The organism is Pseudomonas sp. B414, assembly GCF_055408445.1.
The window spans coordinates 1-19,360 of sequence record NZ_JBUZTQ010000045.1 but is presented as its reverse complement, the minus strand read 5'-3'; the positions used below and the strand labels follow the sequence as shown (position 1 = coordinate 19,360).

The 19,360-nt window shown below is 55.1% G+C and carries 21 protein-coding genes and 1 pseudogene; 15 read left to right on the top strand and 7 right to left on the bottom strand.

The window, feature by feature from the left end; genetic code table 11:
• The first annotated feature begins 81 nt into the window (after positions 1 to 81).
• On the top strand, positions 82 to 648 hold the full coding sequence (locus ACZRMH_RS23525) for a pseudouridine synthase (protein ID WP_464015517.1): 567 nt from the start codon (positions 82 to 84) through the stop codon (positions 646 to 648).
• Here the strand turns inward: ACZRMH_RS23525 and ACZRMH_RS23520 are convergent.
• Both ACZRMH_RS23520 and ACZRMH_RS23515 read right to left on the bottom strand, forming a co-directional pair.
• Positions 643 to 852: a DUF2788 domain-containing protein gene (locus tag ACZRMH_RS23520; RefSeq protein WP_464015505.1), complete on the bottom strand. Its 210-nt coding sequence runs from the start codon at positions 850 to 852 to the stop codon at positions 643 to 645. The genes ACZRMH_RS23525 and ACZRMH_RS23520 overlap by 6 nt on opposite strands.
• 299 nt (positions 853 to 1,151) lie before the next feature.
• Positions 1,152 to 1,631 (bottom strand): Lrp/AsnC family transcriptional regulator, encoded by a 480-nt coding sequence (locus ACZRMH_RS23515; RefSeq protein WP_029611209.1) that lies wholly within the window; start codon positions 1,629 to 1,631, stop codon positions 1,152 to 1,154.
• A gap of 428 nt (positions 1,632 to 2,059) precedes the next feature.
• On the opposite strand from ACZRMH_RS23515, the gene ACZRMH_RS23510 reads away from it, so the two are divergent.
• A complete protein-coding gene (locus ACZRMH_RS23510) occupies positions 2,060 to 2,884 on the top strand; it encodes a DUF6515 family protein (RefSeq protein ID WP_464015504.1) in 825 nt (274 codons plus the stop codon).
• A 90-nt stretch (positions 2,885 to 2,974) separates the two neighbouring features.
• Here the strand turns inward: ACZRMH_RS23510 and ACZRMH_RS23505 are convergent, their stop codons facing one another.
• The gene (locus tag ACZRMH_RS23505; protein ID WP_464015503.1) at positions 2,975 to 3,868 is read right to left on the bottom strand and encodes a cation diffusion facilitator family transporter; all 894 of its coding nucleotides are present in this window, start codon (positions 3,866 to 3,868) and stop codon (positions 2,975 to 2,977) included.
• Positions 3,869 to 3,881: 13 nt separating this feature from the next.
• On the bottom strand, positions 3,882 to 4,301 hold the full coding sequence (locus ACZRMH_RS23500; RefSeq protein WP_464015502.1) for a polyribonucleotide nucleotidyltransferase: 420 nt from the start codon (positions 4,299 to 4,301) through the stop codon (positions 3,882 to 3,884).
• A 94-nt stretch (positions 4,302 to 4,395) separates the two neighbouring features.
• On the opposite strand from ACZRMH_RS23500, the pseudogene ACZRMH_RS23495 reads away from it, so the two are divergent.
• The 6 genes and pseudogenes from ACZRMH_RS23495 to hrpB all read left to right on the top strand — a co-directional run.
• A pseudogene (locus tag ACZRMH_RS23495) lies at positions 4,396 to 4,779 on the top strand (DEAD/DEAH box helicase); the annotation flags it as partial.
• Positions 4,780 to 5,389: 610 nt separating this feature from the next.
• Entirely contained in the window at positions 5,390 to 7,261 is a 1,872-nt protein-coding gene (locus tag ACZRMH_RS23490; protein ID WP_016779298.1) for a KAP family P-loop NTPase fold protein, read from the top strand.
• Positions 7,242 to 8,135, top strand: coding sequence for a Qat anti-phage system associated protein QatB (qatB, locus tag ACZRMH_RS23485; protein ID WP_029611211.1), 894 nt, complete (start codon positions 7,242 to 7,244; stop codon positions 8,133 to 8,135). The genes ACZRMH_RS23490 and qatB overlap by 20 nt, the downstream gene beginning before the upstream one ends.
• Positions 8,132 to 9,400 (top strand): Qat anti-phage system QueC-like protein QatC, encoded by a 1,269-nt coding sequence (gene qatC / locus ACZRMH_RS23480; RefSeq protein WP_016779301.1) that lies wholly within the window; start codon positions 8,132 to 8,134, stop codon positions 9,398 to 9,400. Before qatB ends, qatC begins: the two co-directional genes overlap by 4 nt.
• Positions 9,401 to 9,577: 177 nt before the next feature.
• Entirely contained in the window at positions 9,578 to 10,000 is a 423-nt protein-coding gene (locus ACZRMH_RS23475; protein ID WP_029611212.1) for a hypothetical protein, read from the top strand.
• Positions 10,001 to 10,099: 99 nt separating this feature from the next.
• On the top strand, positions 10,100 to 12,634 hold the full coding sequence (hrpB, locus tag ACZRMH_RS23470) for an ATP-dependent helicase HrpB (RefSeq protein ID WP_016779303.1): 2,535 nt from the start codon (positions 10,100 to 10,102) through the stop codon (positions 12,632 to 12,634).
• 112 nt (positions 12,635 to 12,746) lie between these two features.
• On the opposite strand, the gene ACZRMH_RS23465 is transcribed toward hrpB, so the two are convergent.
• Complete coding sequence (locus ACZRMH_RS23465) at positions 12,747 to 13,211, bottom strand: helix-turn-helix domain-containing protein (RefSeq protein ID WP_228795880.1); 465 nt, start codon at positions 13,209 to 13,211, stop codon at positions 12,747 to 12,749.
• A 244-nt stretch (positions 13,212 to 13,455) separates the two neighbouring features.
• On the opposite strand from ACZRMH_RS23465, the gene ACZRMH_RS23460 reads away from it, so the two are divergent.
• The 4 genes from ACZRMH_RS23460 (at position 13,456) to ACZRMH_RS23445 (ending at position 15,630) form a co-directional block, all read left to right on the top strand.
• Entirely contained in the window at positions 13,456 to 13,836 is a 381-nt protein-coding gene (locus ACZRMH_RS23460) for a hypothetical protein (protein WP_169870192.1), read from the top strand.
• A 144-nt stretch (positions 13,837 to 13,980) separates the two neighbouring features.
• Positions 13,981 to 14,709 (top strand): metallophosphoesterase family protein, encoded by a 729-nt coding sequence (locus tag ACZRMH_RS23455; protein ID WP_016779305.1) that lies wholly within the window; start codon positions 13,981 to 13,983, stop codon positions 14,707 to 14,709.
• 113 nt (positions 14,710 to 14,822) lie between these two features.
• Positions 14,823 to 15,224, top strand: a complete 402-nt coding sequence (locus ACZRMH_RS23450) for a DUF6957 family protein (RefSeq protein WP_003444076.1) — start codon at positions 14,823 to 14,825, stop codon at positions 15,222 to 15,224.
• Between the two features lie 49 nt (positions 15,225 to 15,273).
• Positions 15,274 to 15,630 (top strand): hypothetical protein, encoded by a 357-nt coding sequence (locus tag ACZRMH_RS23445; RefSeq protein ID WP_003444074.1) that lies wholly within the window; start codon positions 15,274 to 15,276, stop codon positions 15,628 to 15,630.
• 335 nt (positions 15,631 to 15,965) lie between these two features.
• Here the strand turns inward: ACZRMH_RS23445 and ACZRMH_RS23440 are convergent, their stop codons facing one another.
• A complete protein-coding gene (locus ACZRMH_RS23440) occupies positions 15,966 to 16,265 on the bottom strand; it encodes a hypothetical protein (protein WP_050901279.1) in 300 nt (99 codons plus the stop codon).
• A 197-nt stretch (positions 16,266 to 16,462) separates the two neighbouring features.
• Between ACZRMH_RS23440 and ACZRMH_RS23435 the strand changes: the two genes are divergently transcribed.
• The 3 genes from ACZRMH_RS23435 (at position 16,463) to ACZRMH_RS23425 (ending at position 18,048) form a co-directional block, all read left to right on the top strand.
• Positions 16,463 to 16,771, top strand: coding sequence for a hypothetical protein (locus tag ACZRMH_RS23435; protein ID WP_016779307.1), 309 nt, complete (start codon positions 16,463 to 16,465; stop codon positions 16,769 to 16,771).
• 149 nt (positions 16,772 to 16,920) lie between these two features.
• Positions 16,921 to 17,070 carry a DUF3703 domain-containing protein gene (locus ACZRMH_RS23430; protein ID WP_306452953.1) on the top strand — a complete coding sequence of 50 codons (150 nt, stop codon included), beginning with the start codon at positions 16,921 to 16,923 and terminating at the stop codon, positions 17,068 to 17,070.
• 66 nt (positions 17,071 to 17,136) lie between these two features.
• Positions 17,137 to 18,048, top strand: coding sequence for a cation diffusion facilitator family transporter (locus ACZRMH_RS23425; protein ID WP_016779308.1), 912 nt, complete (start codon positions 17,137 to 17,139; stop codon positions 18,046 to 18,048).
• A 136-nt stretch (positions 18,049 to 18,184) separates the two neighbouring features.
• Here ACZRMH_RS23425 and ACZRMH_RS23420 read toward each other — a convergent pair whose 3' ends face one another.
• Positions 18,185 to 19,318 (bottom strand): heavy metal sensor histidine kinase, encoded by a 1,134-nt coding sequence (locus ACZRMH_RS23420; RefSeq protein WP_464015501.1) that lies wholly within the window; start codon positions 19,316 to 19,318, stop codon positions 18,185 to 18,187.
• Between the last annotated feature and the right edge of the window lie 42 nt (positions 19,319 to 19,360).

Here is a 19,360-nt window from a genome sequence, read left to right as displayed (position 1 = left end):
ATGTCCTTTTTTGTCATGTCCCGTCCTGCCCCACGCCGCCCGGCATCGAAAACTCCCAACCCGCAAGCTGCCAATCGCCGAGTGGCCAAGGCACCGCCGTGCGACCCCAAGCTGTACCTGTTCAATAAACCCTTCGATGTACTGACCCAGTTCAGCGACGAAGGCGGGCGGGCGACGCTCAAGGACTTTATCCCCATCCCCGGGATCTACCCGGCCGGGCGCCTGGACCGGGACAGTGAAGGCTTGTTGCTGCTGACCAATGATGGCCAGCTACAGGCGCGGATTGCCGACCCCAAGCACAAACTGCCCAAGACCTACTGGGTACAAGTGGAAGGCGAACCCACGCCAGAGCAACTGCAGCAGTTGCGCGACGGCGTAGAACTCAATGATGGCAAGACCCTGCCCGCCGAGGCGCGAGCGCTGGAAGAGCCGCAGTTATGGCCGCGCAACCCGCCGGTGCGTTTTCGCAAAAGCATCCCCACCTCCTGGCTGGAGCTGGTGATTCGCGAAGGGCGCAATCGTCAGGTGCGGCGCATGACCGCCGCCGTGGGCTTGCCGACCTTGCGCCTGGTGCGAGTTCGCATCGGTGACTGGTCGATCGAGGGGCTGGAGCAGGGGCAGTACAAGGAAGTTCCGGCGCGGCTATAGCGCCCCGGATTCGATCAGGCCGATGACCACGCTTTTGATGATGAATGCGGCAACACCCAGGCCCAGTACGAAAAACAGGATAAATGAGCCGAAGCGCCCGGCTTTGGACTTCTTCGCCAGATCCCAGACGATAAAGGCCATGAAAATGATCAGCACGCTGACCAGAATTGTCATCATCCACTCTTCAAGTACGGCAGGATCCATCAGTGTTCTCCAGCGTCATCGGGGGTAAAAAGCCGGGGGAGTATACGCCAGGGCGTGCGGGCGGATATTGATCTGGGTGGTGAGAGGTCTGCTCAACCTGCGGCAATGCGTTCATCCAGATACTCCGTGGTGCCTGAATCGCGAGCAAGCCCGCTCCCACACTATTCCCTGCAATGCCCACTCTTTGTGGACACCGCCAAACCTGTGGGAGCGGGCTTGCTCGCGATAGCATCAACGGAGTCCACCAGAACTGGCGGGTCGTCAGCATCGCGAGCAAGTCGAATCGTCAACCCAGAGGATCACGTACGCAGATGAGTCAACGGCAACTCGGTGCTGTTAAGCACCTGATTGAGCACAAAGCTCGAGCGTACGCTGGTCACGCCTTCAATGCGGGTCAGTTCGCCCAGTAGCAGTTTCTGATAGTGATCCATGTCGGCGACCACCACTTTTAACTGGTAGTCGGCGTCCATGCCCGTTACCAGGCTGCACTCCAGCACTTGCGGCAAGGCCCGGATGCAGGCTTCGAAATTCTCAAAACGCTCTGGCGTGTGTCGGTCCATGCCGATCAGCACGTAGGCTGTCAGGCTTAACCCCAGCAGCTTGCGGTCAAGCAATGCCACTTGCCGCGAGATATAGCCGTCATCCTCAAGCTGTTTGACCCGTCGCGAGCAAGGCGACGGCGACAGGCCGATCCGCTCGGCCAGTTCCTGGTTAGAGATGCGTGCGTCACGCTGCAATTCCGCCAAAATGCTCAGGTCATACCGGTCGAGTTTGCTCACGAAGTTACCCTTTGTCATAACTATTGCGTGAAAGTATCCACCTTAAGGCAAAAATTGCGCAAGTAATGTTTTATTGAGCAATCTTCGCAATCGCCTGCTGCGGCCAAAAGCCTATTCTTAATACCAGAATCACTGCCCGGACATAGAGTCCACTGCGGCCCGCCGAATCAGGCCAGCCGCGGCCGCCAACCCCACAGGGTTGCCCCGGCCCCCGGGCTACGCACTGTCCAGATGACGGCGCGAGGTGAGCCAACATCACAAGTGTTGAGCCAGGACGAAAGTTTTTTTGTGAAGAAGCAAAGGGCGACCGACGGGTCGCCCTTTTTTCGTCTGGCAAAAAATAAATTGTCTTACCCTCTGCTTGGTGTAGAACCGGTTCCTCAAACGCCAGTCTTATGTATAGGCCCTGTCCCGTGGTGAGAAACAGCATGAAAGCGCGTATCTGGCATTTGGCTACAGTTGGCATGCTCTGTGTGAGCGTCAGCGGCCAGTTGTTGGCCGATGATGGCTGGCAAGGTCGGTCACAGGGCGAGGCCACTGGCCAGCCGCGCCCAAGTCAGCACGGTAATAACCTGCCGATCCAGCAGCGTCCCGACAGGGTGCAGCAGACTCAGGCGCCGAACCGGGGCGGCAATCAGAATTGGTATGGCGGCGGTTACAACCCCGGCGCGGCTAACCGTCATCCCAACGACCAGCGTTGGGTCGGGCGCCCGTCAGGGCATGGCAATGGTTGGGGGCCGGGCCCGCAATACCGTCCGGGATATCAGGTAAACCGATTCCCCGGTCAACACTGGCAAGTACCGTATCGCGGTCAGAATTACTACTTTTCAGGCGGCTACTGGTATCGGCCGCAAGGCCCACGTTACATCGTGGTGCAGCCGCCTTATGGGATTCGCGTAGGTTTTTTGCCTGACTATGCGCGGGAAGTGTGGTTTGGCAGCACCCTGATGTTTCTCGCAGCAGGGGCGTATTACGCCTATCAACCCGCTACCCGGGATTACATCGTGGTTCAGCCCCCGGCGAACTACCAACAGCCCGCCAGCAACGACTATGAAATGGTGGCTGATCCGATAAACGGCCAAAGCCCGGCGCAAATCGGACAGGATCGCTACGATTGTTATCGCTGGGCAGTGGAGCAAAGCGGTTTTGATCCGGCCAAGGCCACCTACGCCCCTGCACCGCAAGTGGTGCAAACCTATCGGCAGGCGCAAGGCAGTTGCTTGAGCAGTCGCGGCTATCAGGTGCGTTATTGACCTGTAGTCGTTGCCGAAGGCTGCGAAGGGTTGCGGAGCACCCCGTTATCTCCAGTCCCCTGCAAATCCCATCGCTGCCTTCGGCAGCGACTACATGGCCCGGCTTTTGACCACTTCCTTCGGGTCTGCATGCACCAGCACTTCAGCTCGCGGATACACCTTCGTAATAGCGTCGGCAGCGCGGTCACAAAGGACATGGGCGGCAGACAGAGTCAGCTCGCCCGGCAGCTCAAGGTGAAACTGCACAAACCAGATATTGCCCGAGATGCGCGTGCGCAAGTCATGAGCACCCAATACCCCGGGCACGCTGCATGCCAGCTTGAGCATGTTTTCGCTGACATCGCTGGGTAACTCCTGATCCATCAACACGGCAAAACTCTCACGGCCAATCTGAATTGCGCTCCAGAGGATATACACCGCAATCCCCAGCCCAAACCAGGCATCCAGTTGCGGGAAGCCGACACTGGCCAGTACCAGCGCCAGCAAAATACTGCCATTGAGCATCAAATCCGAGCGGTAATGCAGCGAATCTGCGCGCACGGCGTTGGAGCCGGTGGCCTTGATCACCCGGTGTTGCAGCACCAGCAAGGCCACGGTCATAAGCAGCGAAAACACGATCACGCCAATGCCGATCCACGGCGCGCCTACGGGCTCGGGGTTTTTCAGCCGTTCGACGGCCTGAACAGCAATCAGCACCGCACTCACACCGATAAACAGCGCCTGCGCCATGCCCGCCAGGGACTCGGCCTTGCCGTGGCCGTAACGGTGATCGTCATCGGCAGGGCGCAATGCGTAATGCACGGCCAGCAAATTGAGAAACGAGGTCACGCCATCCAGCAGCGAGTCGGTCAAGCCCGCGAGCATGCTGATCGAACCACTGAGCCACCAGGCGATGGCCTTGGTCACGATCAACAAACTCGCCACGGCCACCGATGCACGGGTGGCCAGGCGTAACAGGCGGGCGTGTTCCGGGCTGCTGGTCATAAATGTTCCTGTGTCAGGCGGCTGGCTGCAGGCCGTACATGGCCAATTGCTGGGTGCTGCCCTTGTGCTGGATCAGGCGTGGGTCGTTCAGCGGGAAGCTGCGGCCCAGTTCGCTTTCAAGGATGGCCTGGAGCTTGGCGTTATCCACCTTGCCGTCTGCGCCGATGGCTTCACGCAGTTTTTCCGGGGAGATTTGCGCGGTTTTGCCTGGCGGGAAGTAAATCGCGCCCGTGGCAAAATCGACACCGAAGGCGATCAACCCCGGGATCACATAAAACAGCAGGCCCACAGCATCCAGTACGACGATCATCGGGTCGATCTTGCCGTCAATCTGGCCACGACGATCGGGGAAGAAAATACTGCCGCAGGCAGTCAGTTGGGTGAGCAGGGCCGCAACCACGACCCCGCCGATCAAACGGGAAGGCATACGCATACAAAAACCTCAAAGACGCTTAAAGGACTGGATCAAACATCACTTAATACCAGACTGTTCGCCGTTATACTCGCCGCTCTGTTCTGGAGCCACCATGATTTCCTTGCCGATTGATGAAGTTTTACCTGCGCTGCGCCTGGCCCTGGCCGAGCGCGATGAAACCGTGCTCGAAGCGCCGCCCGGCGCCGGTAAAACCACCCGTGTGCCGCTGGCCCTGCTCAATGAGCCGTGGTTGGCCGGGCAGAAGATCCTGATGCTCGAACCACGGCGTCTGGCTGCCCGTGCAGCGGCCGAGCGACTGGCCAGTGAACTGGGTGAAAAGGTCGGCGAAACTGTCGGCTATCGGATTCGCCTCGATAGCAAAGTGGGGCCCAATACCCGGATCGAAGTGGTTACCGAAGGCATCCTCACCCGCCGTCTGCAACACGACCCGGCGCTGGAAGGGGTGGGGCTGCTGATTTTTGACGAGTTCCATGATTTGCTGATTTGTTCTGTTTCTGCTTTTGCTTATCAGGATAATCAATCACTGCCCACAAGGCATTGATGCTCCTGCTCCTTCTTCCCCTTTAGCTCCATCATCCTGCGATTTCTTTACCCACCTCCCCGATATGCTAGATGAAGTAGGGTGCGCTATGTCGTCGCAATCCGAGTGATTTCCTTGGATCAGCAGCAGATTGAAATTCATGAACGGGAGAGTGGATGACAAGTGGATGACAAAGGCAAGATCTGGAGGTAAGAAGGCGGATGCGGGTTCAGCACGGTGACTCCATAGAGTGACGACGTCCTAATCCCGTCCTGACGCACCTATAATTCACCTTCCCTTCCAAATTCCGCAGTCACACCCTGTCATCATCCCACCCCCACCCCCACCCCCACCCCCGCCCTCATTTGAGTAATCTCAAGCGATACTACTCTCGCCATCTTCAGGCTGAACGAACGCTGAAAGTGGGTTGTTACCTCACCCTGAACAACCTTGCTGAGAACTCACAACCCGAAACGCTGTGGTAGTGGCCAATTGCTCAGCGCGAGGGCTACTATGGCGCGTTGTTGCCATCGCTTCACGTCAAAGACTTCCAGGGAGGGTCGCTATGTGGGTTGATAACGAGACGGAAGTAGACTTCCTTAATTTCTCTGGGGTTGCTGACACAGTTGCCGAGATCGTCTATCAGGCGAACGGCCGTCCAATTTCCATCGGCGTGTCCGGTGCTTGGGGAGCGGGCAAGTCGTCGATGATCAAGCTGATCCAGGCGTCCCTTAAAGACCCGCCCGAGCGCAATGAGAAGCAGGCTAAGGACTTCGTGTTCGTCGAGTTCAATGCGTGGCTATACCAGGGCTACGACGACGCCCGAGCCGCCCTAATGGATGTGATCGCATCACGCCTAGAGGCTGAGGCCCAGAAGCGAGCAAAGGGGCTGCAAAAAGCAGCTGAGTTGGTATCACGTGTCGATTGGTTGCGTGCTGCGAAGCTCGCCAGCAGCACGGCCATTTCGTTTGCGACTGGTGCACCGACACCTGGGCTGCTGGGCGAGATCATCGGGCTGGTTGATCGACTTCGATCCGGAACGGTTGATCAGGACACGATTGAAACACTGCACGACACTGCTGAGCAGGCCAAGCAGGAGGCTGAGAAACTCTTTCATAGCGCGCCTCCCAAGAAGTCTCCACCGAAAGAGATTCAAGCGCTCAGGGATAATTTTGAGGCTATCTTGGATGATCTGGGTGTTACGCTGGTCGTGCTGATCGACGACTTGGATCGCTGTCTACCCGAAACGACGATTTCTACACTGGAAGCCATCCGACTCTTCCTGTTCCTGCGCAACACGGCATTCGTGATTGCCGCTGACAACGAGATGATCAAGCACGCCGTTCGCAAGCACTTCAGCGGTGTGCCTGACGATGTCCTCGTCACCAGCTACTTCGACAAGCTGATTCAGGTGCCGATTAGGGTTCCTCCTCTGGGCACCCAGGAAGTCAGGGCCTACATGATGATGCTGTTCTTGGAGAACAGCACGCTCCCCAAGGACGTGCTCGAAGAAATCCGTATCAAAGTACGCGGGCAGCTTCGGACAACTTGGCAGGGTAGTCGGGTAGATCGCGCCTTTATGCAAGGCTTGTACAACGACTACCCAACAGAGCTGATCGGCAAGTTTGACACTGCTGAGCGCCTGGCCGCTGTCATGACGTCGGCTTCTGGTATCCAGGGTAACCCCCGACTCATCAAGCGTTTCCTGAACGCCCTAGCTATCCGGATGAGCATCTCTCGCGCCCAAGGTGTCGGTGTCGACGAGGCTGTGCTGGTTAAGCTGATGCTGTTCGAGCGAAGCGGCAATCCCAAGGCTTACGAGGAACTGATGAAAGCCGTGGCTACCGATAAAAATGGCAAGCCAGCCATGCTCGGCGAGTGGGAAGCGGATATCAAAAAAGGCAAGAATCTGTCACTGCTGCAGCCCTGGGATCAGCTTTTCGTGAAAGAGTGGCTAGCTCTGCCTCCTGCATTGGCGGACAAAGACCTGCGTGGAGCGATTTACGTCAGTCGTGAGCATGCGCCGATCATTACGGACGAAGATCGGCTTTCGTCGGAAGCAGCGGAGTTGCTGACCGCGCTACTCGAAACGCCGGGAATGGCCATGCATCTCAAAAGCCGGTTGGCGCTCATCGCACCGGTCGAGATCAACGTGCTGATGGATCGCCTCCTGGATAAGGCGGGCGGTGAACAAGAGTGGGGCGTCCCAGACATTCTTGAAGCTTTGCTGGTTGTTGGACGGCTTGATGCCCAGCAGGGGCATCGACTGGCTGCATTTCTGAAGGAGCGTCCGCCTGCCCAAATCCAAGCGGGTATTGTGCCGAAGCTAACCGATGAAACATGGGCAAAGTCGGTGTACGAATTCTGGCTGACGGCTGACGTCAGCGGGCCGGTGAAGGCTGCAATAAGGAAATTCGATGGGAACCTCACAAAATAACGATGGGCCTGGAAAAGGCCTGCCGTTTGTACCACCGTGGACACCTCCGCTGCCGCCGTTACCTTCTAAGCCGCCAGAGCCTCCGGAGGATGACCCTCATGACGATGGGCCACCTGAACCGGATAAGGACGAGCCTAAAGACGGCGATGACGTTGTCGATGATCCCAGACCAATGCCGCAGGCACCTCCACCCCTAGCGCCGCCAGGGCGATTCGGTGGTGCCCGACGTGGCCTTGGCGACTACGCGAGCAATGGTGATCGCGGTAGCTTGCGCAAGAGCCTTCGGGAGTATGTGCGTCATGGGTACGGCGGCGCCAAAACCACCACTGCTCGCTTTGGCGGCACTGCGTCGATCGCGGGTGTGTTTGGCAACACGCTGGAAGCTGTCGCTGGTAGTAATAATCAAACCGGCCCAGCCGTGCTTGATCCTGCCCTGTGGCAGGGCAAATCTGCTTCTGAGGTCATGGATGCGCTGGTTGAAGCGGTGCGTCCAGTGGACGGTACCCAAGATGCAGAGGCCGAGCGTGCTTCCATTCGAGGCTCGCTTTCTGATGTTCTAGTGCGTTATCCAGATGCCGATCTACTCAATCTGTCGGTTGAGCAGCGGGAGTTTGCCATCGAGCGTTTTACTGCGATGGACGTGTTCCATCGGTTTGAGCTCGACCTAGGCAAAACTATCCAGGAAAAGGCCAAGTCGGCGTCCATTGCAGTGCGTCGCTTGAAGGAGATCAAGGATTACATCAGAGAGTGCGTCTCCGCATCGTTCCGCAAGATCGCTGCATCGAGTGCGCGTTTGACCACGGGTCGAATATCCCAGATGGTCACGCAAGCGTTGCAAGACACCTTTGAAGTGTTTGAGGGGTACGTAGAATGAAATTCGTGTGCGGCCCAGTTGGCTTCAGTGTGCCGGGCGCCGAAGATGCCATTCAGGTGGTGATCTACGGCAAGGCAGAGAAAGGGCAGGTAAGCGTAGGTGGTTATGCTCGAGAGCTTCTGGAGAAAGCCCACCTGGAGATCAATCCCCAAGCTTGGGATTTCCTAAGCATTGCGCTTGCGGTAGTGGCGGCAGACTTCACTGCTATTCGGGCAAAGAGCGCTGATGCTTGGACGCGCGTGATCAATCTCGAGATCGCCGTTCAGGATACGGTTTTCTGGAATAGCCAGGCGCGAGCACTTGAAGGGGCTTTGCGTTTCCTCACCACGGATCGTTGGACGCTTTCTTTCCATGCGGGCGGTTTTGGCCCTCCTGCTCAGCTGCAGGCCTTGCACCCAAGCGAAGATTCAGTGGTGCTGCTGTCGGGCGGGCTAGACAGCTTGATTGGTGCCATCGACTTGGTGGAGCAGGGCGTGAAGCCTTACGCGGTTAGCCAGATTGTGAGAGGCGATGGAGAGAAGCAGGCCACCTTCGCGAAGAGCCTGGGTTTGAACCGGATTGGCCTCAATCACGTTACCAAGTCCCCTGGCCAACAAGAGCCTTCGCAGCGTGCGCGCTCAATCATTTTCTTGGCATTTGGACTTGCGGTGGCGACCTCGCTTGATCGTTACCATCGGGGTGAGACAGTCCCACTCTACATCTGTGAGAACGGCTTCATTGCCATTAACCCTCCCTTAACGATGTCGAGGTTGGGGAGCCTGAGCACAAGAACAGCACATCCTGAGTACCTTGGACGGCTCCAACAGATCTTTGATGCTGCCAGCATCAATGTGCAAATCCGAAACCCTTATGCCCTAATGACCAAGGGTGAAATGCTCGCCGCATGCCGAAACCAAGAGCTGCTCAAAGAGCATGCTGTGGCCTCAACCAGTTGCGGGCGTTTCCAACGTTTCGGCTACAAGCACTGTGGGCGGTGTGTGCCTTGCCAGGTGCGTCGTGCTTCCTTCAAACGCTGGGCTGCGATAGGCGACGACACCCGGTATGTTTACGACAACCTAAGTCAGGATGATCTGCAGCACGGGAAGTTTGAGGACGTGCGATCTGTTGGCATGGCGTTAGCCAATGTTGCCCAAGAGGGATTTGAGCACTGGCTGGGACATTGTCTCTTTTCGCCCTTTATCCAGGATCGAGCTGGCTACAATGCGATGCTTGCTAGAGGATTGAACGAGCTTGGCCACCTGCACCGGGCCTACCAAATCACCTAGCTGATTCATCGCAACGCCTCGTAAAGCTCAGTGCGAGTCGATGCTGTGCTTCAAGTGCGGCATCGACATAGGTAACCTCACGGGTTGACCTTTACAAGGCCGTGAAGGCTGATGTGCGCTGGTAAGTCAGCTAGGGAGTACCTTTTTACGACATTAATGAGAGCTGTGGAGAAGTGCATGTTGGATGCTGGGTTTTTCGATCCGCGTATGCCGTGGTGCTTTGAGCAGGTCGCGCAGGATTACAGCCAGAAGCTCGCCGCGCTTGGTAAATGGCTTTTTGTGGGGAGTGGCGCGTTGTTTTTTGTTCCGCTAACCCAGTGGATGGCACTTGGATTGGCCGGTGCTCTGCTTGTGACTGCTGTCATCCTGGGGCGTGCTTACAATGAGCATGTCGATGAATTCATCAAGCACACTTCGGTTGCAAATCTCGTCAAGATCTTCGCTCCAACGTGGCGATACATGCTCATTACGAGCCTTCTTCTCGGGGTTGGCTTAGGACTGAATGAGTGGAGTTTCTTCGCCGAGCATAAGCAAATCATTATTGGTTTGTTTGTTTCGGGCGGGATTCTGGATGTGGCAAAAGGCTTCTTCAGCAACTGAAGAATGGCGGGTAGCGGGCCGGTTTGGCCAGTAATCTGCCACGCAGAGCCGCTACCAGACGAACCTTTGTATACTGCCCCGCATGTCGCAGGAGTACACATGAGTTCATTGCCGATCAATGCCGCGTTGCCGGCTCTTCTTGAAGCCCTCCACAAACGAGATGAAGTGGTGCTCCAAGCACCGCCAGGTGCCGGTAAGACGACGCTCGTCCCGCTCGCTTTGCTCAACGAGCCTTGGCTGCGAGGGCAGACGATTATCATGCTCGAGCCACGACGGCTTGCAGCGCGCGCAGCTGCGGAGCGAATGGCCAGTGAGCTTGGTGAGAAGGTCGGTGAGACCGTTGGGTATCGCATTCGCCTGGATAGTAAGGTCGGGCCGAAGACGCGAATTGAGGTGGTGACAGAGGGGATCCTGGCGCGCCGTCTGCAGAGCGATCCTTCTCTCGACGGTGTCGGCTTGGTGATCTTCGATGAATTCCACCTCCGAAATTTGGATGCGGATCTAGCCCTAGCTCTGACTCTCAATGGCCGCGAACTCTTCCGCGATGATGCACCACTGAAGGTGCTGCTGATGTCGGCAACACTTGAAGGGGAGAGGCTATCGCGCTTGCTTGATGATGCTCCAATCGTGACCAGCGAGGGCCGGATGTTTCCGGTTAAGACGATCTGGAGCAAGCCCCAACAGCCGGGTGAGTACATCGAGCCGCGAGTCATCAGTGCGTGCTTGGATGCGCTCGCTGAACAGACCGGCAGCGTGCTGGTCTTCCTTCCAGGCCAAGCGGAGATTCGTCGAGTCGTGACGGGCTTGGAAGAGGCTCTGAGCAACTCTCCATCCCTTCAGCCTGACGTACTTCTTTGCCCTCTTCACGGCGAGCTCGACCTGAATCAGCAGCGGGCTGCGATTGATCCTGCCCCATCAGGAAAGCGGAAGGTAGTACTGGCAACGAACATCGCTGAGACGAGTATTACCATCGACGGTGTGCGTGTCGTTATCGATGCAGGACTTGAGCGGGTTCCTCGCTTCGACCCTCGCAGCAGTATGACCCGCTTGGACACTCAACGCATATCCAAAGCAAGTGCAACTCAGCGCGCTGGTCGAGCAGGCCGAATCGAGCCAGGTGTGTGCTATCGACTCTGGTCTGAAGCCCAGCATGATCAGATTCCCGCTTTCAGTTCACCTGAAATTCAGCAGGCAGATCTCACAGGCTTAGCTCTCCAATTGACGAAGTGGGGCGTGCAGCCGGGTGACCTGAAGTGGCTTGATGCTCCGCCCGCAGCTGCTTACTCCCAAGCGAGCGATTTGCTTCGGCGCCTTGGCGCGTTGCAACCAGATGGGCAACTGACAAAGCACGGGCAAGCTATGGCAGAGCTGCCGAGTCATCCACGGATTGCTCATCTCCTATTGCGAGGTCACGAGCTGGGTCTGACTGAGACGGCGTGTAACATTGCAGCGTTGCTCGGCGAGCGCGATATTCAGCGTGGTGGTGGAGCAGACCTTCACAGCCGTTTGGCCATCATGTCCGGTGAGCAGAGAGCACAGCGCGGGGAGCAAGGGGGGGGCCAACGCGCGAAGCAACTCGCTAGGCAATATCGGTCATTCTTGCGCGGCCAAGCATCGCAGCCAGTCGCTGATTCAAACCACCCTCAATGGGTGGGCTGCCTGCTGGCCTTGGCCTATCCCGATCGGGTAGCGCAACAGCGCCGCGCTGGCGGGGCTGAGTATCGTTTGGCGAATGGTCGTGCGGCGATGTTCACCGAGACCGATGTGCTGATGAAGCATTCGTGGCTGGTGATCGCTGACTTGGGTAGCCGACAGGGGCAGCGGGAAGAGCGAATCTACCTCGCGGCCGACTTGGACGAAGCATTGTTCGAGACTGTGCTGAAAGAACAGGTTACCCAGGTGGACGAGCTCTACTGGGATGAGCGGGAAGGTGCTTTGCGCGCTGAGCGACAAGTGAAAGTAGGGGAGTTGATTTTGTCCCGCTCACAACTGGCCAACCTGGGCGATGAGGCTCGTGTACAGGCGTTGCTTAACTTTGTTCGTCGTAAGGGTTTGGAGCTTTTGCCCTGGACGCCCGAGCTTCGCCAGTGGCAGGCGAGGGTGGAGTTGCTGCGCATATTGGATGAAGAGTCGGGTAACCGAAGTGAGTGGCCTGACCTACGTGATGAGGCATTGCTGCAGTCCCTGGAAGAGTGGTTGGGGCCATATGTCGGTAAAGTCACTCGCCTCAGTCATTTTGGCCAGCTCGACTTATCGTCCGTCCTGCGCAACCTTCTGCTCTGGCCTCTTCCGCAGCAGCTTGATTCCCAGGCGCCCCAGACGGTTTCGGTACCGTCTGGATCGAATATTCGAATCGACTACAGTGAGCGACCTCCGGTTCTTGCAGTGCGACTCCAGGAGCTGTTCGGGCAATTGGATACGCCACGCATTGCGAATGGACGACAGGTGCTCAAGCTGCATCTTCTGTCACCGGCACGCCGTCCGGTACAGGTTACTCAGGACTTGGCGAACTTCTGGGCGTCGACCTACATCGAGGTGAAGAAGGATTTAAAGGGTAGGTACCCAAAGCATTTTTGGCCTGATGACCCTTTGATCGCGGAAGCTACCGCACGAGCTAAACCGAGAGGAACATAGCTAGGCTTCAGGCAATTTATAGGTATCGTATTATAACTCTGCGAAATGAGAGCTTGTTTACCGGTTGGCAGTTGATGGAGCGTGGCGCAGTCAAAGGTCATCCCCCGAAGGATCAGTCCTTCTGCCAATACCGCTGAACCGTCGATGTGGGCAGGCCTAGTTCACGGGCAGCTTCCGCTTGGGTCTTGCCCTGCTTTCTCAGGCTAATCACAGCACTGACGCTCTGGGCGTTCGCTCGAGTGCCACGACCGCGCTTTTTCAACGCGCCATCCTGCATTTGATCCTCCATGATATTGAGTCCCCCCGACTCTATGAAGCAAAGGAGTTCCTTTTGCGCCTTTTTCAACTCGGACTCGGGAGATTCTTTGTCACGGATCGCCAAGCACAACGCCATGAGCGTAAGAAGGTTGATACCGAGCGTCTCGGCCACTTTTACAAGGGTCGGTAGCGTAGCCTGGATTTTCCCTTGTTCCAGCAAGCTTAGGTTGCTCTGGCTGATAGTCCCTGCTAGGGCTTCATAACCTAATCCTTTCAGTTTCCGGATGGTGCGTAGGGTGATGGCTAGCTCTTCCTTCACGTTCAGTATCTCAAAAGGAAGAATAGAGCCACAGTCGTGTAGGCCCACCAAATATCATATGTTGTTATTGGTGAGCTGCTTCCTTATCATGTCCATTCAATGGGCGGCGCGCTGACCCGCAAATTGGGGATGCTTCAGCAGCTTCCCTATCTGGCTGCCAAATGTATTAGCAGCGTTTATCTAGAGGATCGCCTTGAGCTAAGCCGATCAAAGGTTTGGCAGGGCAAGGACTGGGTTTTTTGCCGTGTTTGTAACTTATAACAGTGAACTGCAGGGGCAATTTAAAGCGCCGGAGAGTGTTCGGATGCTCTGGAGATCAGTGGACATCAGTCGTTGTGAATACTCATTTCTGATCGAAGGCATGGGATGGGAGGATGGATGCATAGGCCCGGTTGCGCATCTCGTCACGGATGTGAGCACCATCCAAATGATGCGCGCAGCAGAGGTTGGTAATTTCCTGAGCGTGAGCAAAATCCATCTTATCCAGCCGCCTGCAAAGAATAATCAGGGCTCATACACCATGGAGCCTCTATCCGATATTCGGATTCAGGCCGGTACCGAAAGGAATCCGGTCTACGAGTTCGTAACGGATGTAGGCCGGATCTACACGAGCGCAAGGCAATGAAGTTCCATGATCAGGAGGACACATGGCTGTGACTCTGGATGATGTCACTTAATCTTTTTACGGCGCATCAGCGGTCGCACTAGGCTGGCATGGAACTGCGAGTGGGCTCGTTAGCTACTGCTGCTACATAAAGAGAAAAATGCTATGAAGCTGCAAATTTATTCAGATTTGCATAACGAATTCTCGCGATTCGAACCTCCTACCAGCGACGCGGACGTAGTGATTCTCGCCGGCGATATTGATATCAAATCGCGTGGAGTCTCATGGGCGAACGACACATTCCAGTGCCCTGTTATCTATGTGTGTGGCAATCACGAATATTACGGCGGCCACATAGGTCACACACTGCGAAAGATGAAAAACGCTGCATTGCCCCATGTGCATGTACTCGAAAACGAGATGCTCATTCTCGATGGCACACGCTTTTTGGTCACAACGGCCTGGACGGATTATTCGGCTACTGGTGATGTGGTTGCGGCAAAGCGCGTTGCTTGGGATTCGATGAACGATTTCTTGGTGATTCGAGCCGACTTGGATTACAGACGCCTGCGTCCAGATGACCTAGTCGCGAAATCAATGAGGGCTCACCGATGGTTAACCCAAGAGCTTAATAGACCTTTCGACGGCAAAACAGTGGTGGTCACACACCATGCACCAGTGTTGGATCGTCTGGGTGACGATCACCCCGGACATCTGGCTGCAGCCTATGCGAACGATTGGTCAGAGCTACTTAGTAAGGCTGATCTGTGGATACATGGACACACGCATTTTGCAGCAGACTTCCTTAAGAACGGGTGCCGAGTGTTTTCAAATCCGCGCGGATATCGGGGGCAAAGTACAGGCTTCGATCCTGAGTGCTTGGTAGAGGTTTGATGGTGAGTATTTCTCTGCAGTTCCATGCTTTAGGCTCGTAGTCGCTAGATCAAAACTAGCGGGTATGAGATTGCTCGAACGGTCGGTATTTAGAGCGAATTTGAGGGTTGTGAATGGTCACTTTAAATGAAATCTCGCAGCTGCTTTACGGCGTAGGGGAAGAGATGCCTGGCTGGCAGGGCACCCAGGACGAACTAATTGCATTGGCCGCAAACGCCTTCCCTGGCAAAGCCTTCTGTGTTGTGGAGCAGTGGATCCTGATCGACCTCACTGTGACACCTGCGGAGAAGGAAAAACTCACCGGGCTTGGTCTATTGCCCGCGACCCTGTTCGCCCATGAGGTCGTGCTCGATAGCCGTAATCGATTTCAACCCACCATGTGGGTACGCAGTAATTTCGGCGTGTCTTCCAACGCTTACATGTTTGAAACCAAAAATACTGTCTATCTCCTGCTTGGGCCTGGACTGAGAAAAGAGGCTGGCATTGGTGCCGCTTTTTCAATGAAGGTAGGGTGAGCGATGCTGGCCGACGGTGTATTCATGGTCGTTTTGGAGCTTGAGTTGGATGCCTGAAGTAATTGAGCTGGAATTTCATAGTAAAGATGTCAGCGAATTTCAGCTGCACCGTTTGGTGCGAGCAAGCTTTCGCAAATACACGGTGCCTGTCACGGCATTCATCAGCGACGCTTTTATTGCAGATGACACATGCGTCGGGGTGTCCTTCGACCATTCGAAGCGTGACGATGCATACCACAGGGTGGATGGTTCCATTCTTCTCACAGGTAAAATTCAGTCAGCGAGAAAAGAGGGCCGGTTTTGGTTGCTCGAGACTCAAGATGGTAATTACGTCATCACTAGCTTCAGGCGAGACCTGGGCAGAGCTAGCTTTTTGAAGCTTCTCCAGTCCGCCGATAGATCCTAATCGGTAGTATGAAAGCCATCATTTGATAACCTGGTAGGGCCGTGTCATATGCCAGATGAACGATGGTCAGTCGTTAGGGCAATAGCCCATTTTGACGAGTTGCTCGACCAGGTGATCACGACTCGCAAACCAGTTTTCGTTGATGGAGAACGCAGGACTGCGGTGTTCATTTCAATGGAGGAGTGGCTGTCGATTCAGGACAAGCTCATTGCTCGAGCTCCCTCAAACCTCTGAACTTTCGCTTGCTAGGCCTCTTACGGTTTTAGTCTGCTGCGCTCCGAGTCCACCATGCGGAGCGCTTCAAGCGGCATCTGTCCTGTAACGCTCGCCTTAGCTCAGTAACCGAGCTCGTTCAGCAGCTGTTGCAAAAAACCACGGCGCCTACGAATCGCGCACAGGATTAGATAGTCGCGGTCGGTATCGGTTGTTGAAATATGCCCGGCGTCCACCAAGCCATGGATGTAGCCTTCAGCTTTTCCTCTCGCCTCCAGCAGGGCTTCGATGGAAGTGCTTTTGAAAATGTCGCCAGCAATGAGCTGCCACCGCTTCTTCTGGCGGTTCCCAACGGGGTCGTCGGAAAATTTCGGTGCGTTGATAAGTGTGTTGAAATCGGCAAGTGCGTCAGGTGTGTTCAAAGCGAATTCTCGGAACGGTGATAACTGAGTTGAGGCTATCATGCGCACACTAAGTCGCTTGTTGTGAGCTGGTTTTTGTAGGCGCTGGCGCGAAGGGACGACTTCAATGATGGTGCACGCTATCGGTGGCACCTTTGAACATTGCGGAGCGTACAGGCAGTGTTATTCAGCGATTACATTCTTAGCCCGGAGTTGGTATGGGATATCTCAGCCTAGAGGACATCTACCCGGATGACGTACACAAATATGGCCATATGCGGGTAGGAATGACCGATCTCTACGTTAAAGACAATCACGCCGCTTATGGTGTGGTGACGCGTGGCGAATGCCGCGAGCTGACCAGTAGGTTACTGCGTGACGAAACAGTGCAAATGATCATTAGCGCTAATCTCGCCGCATTGCCAGAGGACTACGATCCGTGGATTAGGCGGATCGAACGCAATCGCGCCTTACACGCTAGGTATGGGGACAAATTCGATCCATGGGGAGACGACAGACCTTCATGAGGGCTTCGGCGAAGCCCGTATAGCGGTTCGTTCCAAGGATTATGGGGGCGGCTACTGTTGGCTGGAACGTGCGCATATCCTTACGTAACGTCGTACCCTCCTGCATACATAATCCCATGTTTGGATGTTGCGCGTAGGCATCATGACAGGTGGGGTTTCGGGAAGTTTTGGTACAAATAATACGCGTATTTGCAGTGCTGCTATTTTCTAGAGTATGGGTGCCTTGGGGGAACACAGGTCGTGCCAAAATAAGCGCTTTTCAGTTGATGCCTCTCTCCAAAACCGAAATCTCTTCTTGACGAAGATTGACCCGCTGACGATCTTTTGAGTAGTTGCCGCATCCTTTCACCCGCATGGAGAGTCATATGAGCGCTGGTCATAGTCACGGTCAAGCTCGTGCAGGACACGAGAAAAAATTGTGGATCGCTTTGGTGTTAACGACAAGCTTCATGATCGCGGAGGTCATTGGGGCTTTTGTGACAGGCAGCTTGGCGTTGTTATCCGATGCGGCTCACATGCTAACCGATTCCACTGCCTTGGCTATTTCATTGATAGCTATTCAAATTGCCAAACGCGCTGCGGATAAAAAGCGGACATTCGGCTATGCACGATTTGAGATCCTCGCAGCTGCTTTTAACGCGATTTTGTTGTTCATGGTGGCGGTGTACATCTTGTATGAAGCTTATCAGCGGTTTAAAGCCCCGACAGAAATCCAATCGACAGGGATGCTGATCGTCGCAGTGATCGGACTAGTTGTGAACCTTGTTTCAATGCGGTTGCTAATGTCTGCCAGTGCCGAAAGTCTTAACGTAAAAGGCGCGTACCTAGAAGTATGGAGCGACATGTTGGGCTCCATGGGCGTAATAGGGGCGGCATTGATCATTCGTTTTACCGGATTCACTTGGGTTGACTCGATCGTTGCCGCAGCTATCGGCCTGTGGGTGCTTCCCAGAACCTGGGTTTTGCTCAAAGAAAGCATGAACATCCTGTTGCAAGGGGTTCCGGATGGCATCGATATCGCTGAAGTGGAAGCGTGCATCAGGGCGGTTGAAGGCGTTGAGGATATCCATGACCTGCATATCTGGGCCCTGACCAGCGGCAAGAATGTCATGAGTGCTCACCTTGTAATCTTGCGTAGCTCCCGATCTGAGCAAGATATATTGGCTGAGGTGACTCGGCTGATGAGCGAGGTATTCCATATCAGCCATACGACTCTTCAACTGGAAAACTTGCAGTTTCATGCAGCGCTTGAAGAAAACGAAGGCATGCAGCACTAGAGCGGGATCTTGCAAACATCTCATGTCGGAGTAGGGGTTGCTGCGATTTACTCAGAACTCAGCGGACATTAAAAAACCTGACCACAGGCGCATGTCCAGTGGTGCAGGGAGGGTTGCACAGGTTTGTTGCGGGAATTTACCCTTGAACCTTTCTAGCCTGTTGCCAAGTGGTCTGTCCGTCGAGGTTTGGGAAGCTCAGCCTGAAAACGGTCATGCTGCCAGGCATGCTTTGAACATCCGCAGTTCCCTGGTGGAGGCTCATGATCGATCGAACAATAGCTAAGCCAAGACCAGTGCCACCTTCAGCACGCGAGCGACTTGTATCAATCCGATAAAAGCGGTCAAACAAGTGCAACAGATGCTGAGGTTCGATTCCTGCTCCAGGGTTGCCTACAAGTAGCGATACCTGTTCGGCATAGTTTTCAATAACAATTGAAATAGATTGTCCCGCAGGGCAATGGCGAATTGCGTTGGACAATAGATTGGATATTGCTCGCTGTATCATTAACCTGTCGCCAATCGTCTTGCCAGTTCCGGTAACATTCAGGGTGATACGTTTCTCTTCCGCAGACAGTGAAAACAGATCGACCACCTTAAATGCTTCATCTTCTAAGGTGATTGTTTCGAACGGGACAAGTGCCGCGGGATGGCTGACCTGAGCTAAGAAGAGCATATCCGAGACAATTCGCGTGACACGCCCCAACTCCTCGGTGCATGACTCCAGCACAGCTTTGTATTCTTCTGCCGGACGCTCCCGAGAAAGGGTAACCTGGGCCTTGCCCATCAAATTGGTGATCGGGGATCGTAATTCATGGGCTAAGTCATCTGAAAATTGCGACAACTGCTGAATACCGCTGTCGAGCCGGTGCAGCATGAAGTTGATGCCATGAGCCAACTCACTAAGCTCCTGAGGCATTTTAACAACAGAAAGTCGATGGTTGAGATCTTGAGCCGAGATCATGGCGGCGACCTTCCGGAACTCTCTCAGTGGAGAAAGTCCTTGTTGTACTACGGCCCAAGCACTTGCTCCGATGAGTATTAGTAAAAGCGGTAGTGCAATAATCGTCGACCTAAGGTACGCGCTGAGCAGCGCTTCATCGTTCGCACAATCCATCGACAGCAATACGGGAACGCTTACACCGTTCTTTAATGGGATGAGCTTGGATGCGGTAAGGAAGTGTCGACCTTCACCATCTGAATTGGTGGAATAGGAAAGGCGGTTGCAGGAGCTGAGTGCAACACGGTTATTGAATTGAAGCCGGAGCATCATGCCGCATAGCCAAGGCTTCCTGCATCACCTCTCCCATGACTT

What these genes read in the sequence shown, in the direction of transcription:
- ACZRMH_RS23455 (WP_016779305.1), top strand. Translation starts at nt 13,981, where the DNA reads ATGAAGCTGCAAATTTATTCAGATTTGCATAACGAATTCTCGCGATTC.
- ACZRMH_RS23500 (WP_464015502.1), bottom strand. Translation starts at nt 4,301, where the DNA reads ATGCGTATGCCTTCCCGTTTGATCGGCGGGGTCGTGGTTGCGGCCCTG.
- ACZRMH_RS23425 (WP_016779308.1), top strand. Translation starts at nt 17,137, where the DNA reads ATGAGCGCTGGTCATAGTCACGGTCAAGCTCGTGCAGGACACGAGAAA.
- ACZRMH_RS23420 (WP_464015501.1), bottom strand. Translation starts at nt 19,318, where the DNA reads ATGATGCTCCGGCTTCAATTCAATAACCGTGTTGCACTCAGCTCCTGC.
- qatC (WP_016779301.1), top strand. Translation starts at nt 8,132, where the DNA reads ATGAAATTCGTGTGCGGCCCAGTTGGCTTCAGTGTGCCGGGCGCCGAA.
- ACZRMH_RS23435 (WP_016779307.1), top strand. Translation starts at nt 16,463, where the DNA reads ATGGGATATCTCAGCCTAGAGGACATCTACCCGGATGACGTACACAAA.
- ACZRMH_RS23505 (WP_464015503.1), bottom strand. Translation starts at nt 3,868, where the DNA reads ATGACCAGCAGCCCGGAACACGCCCGCCTGTTACGCCTGGCCACCCGT.
- ACZRMH_RS23520 (WP_464015505.1), bottom strand. Translation starts at nt 852, where the DNA reads ATGGATCCTGCCGTACTTGAAGAGTGGATGATGACAATTCTGGTCAGC.
- hrpB (WP_016779303.1), top strand. Translation starts at nt 10,100, where the DNA reads ATGAGTTCATTGCCGATCAATGCCGCGTTGCCGGCTCTTCTTGAAGCC.
- ACZRMH_RS23490 (WP_016779298.1), top strand. Translation starts at nt 5,390, where the DNA reads ATGTGGGTTGATAACGAGACGGAAGTAGACTTCCTTAATTTCTCTGGG.
- ACZRMH_RS23445 (WP_003444074.1), top strand. Translation starts at nt 15,274, where the DNA reads ATGCCTGAAGTAATTGAGCTGGAATTTCATAGTAAAGATGTCAGCGAA.
- qatB (WP_029611211.1), top strand. Translation starts at nt 7,242, where the DNA reads ATGGGAACCTCACAAAATAACGATGGGCCTGGAAAAGGCCTGCCGTTT.
- ACZRMH_RS23450 (WP_003444076.1), top strand. Translation starts at nt 14,823, where the DNA reads ATGGTCACTTTAAATGAAATCTCGCAGCTGCTTTACGGCGTAGGGGAA.
- ACZRMH_RS23475 (WP_029611212.1), top strand. Translation starts at nt 9,578, where the DNA reads ATGTTGGATGCTGGGTTTTTCGATCCGCGTATGCCGTGGTGCTTTGAG.
- ACZRMH_RS23510 (WP_464015504.1), top strand. Translation starts at nt 2,060, where the DNA reads ATGAAAGCGCGTATCTGGCATTTGGCTACAGTTGGCATGCTCTGTGTG.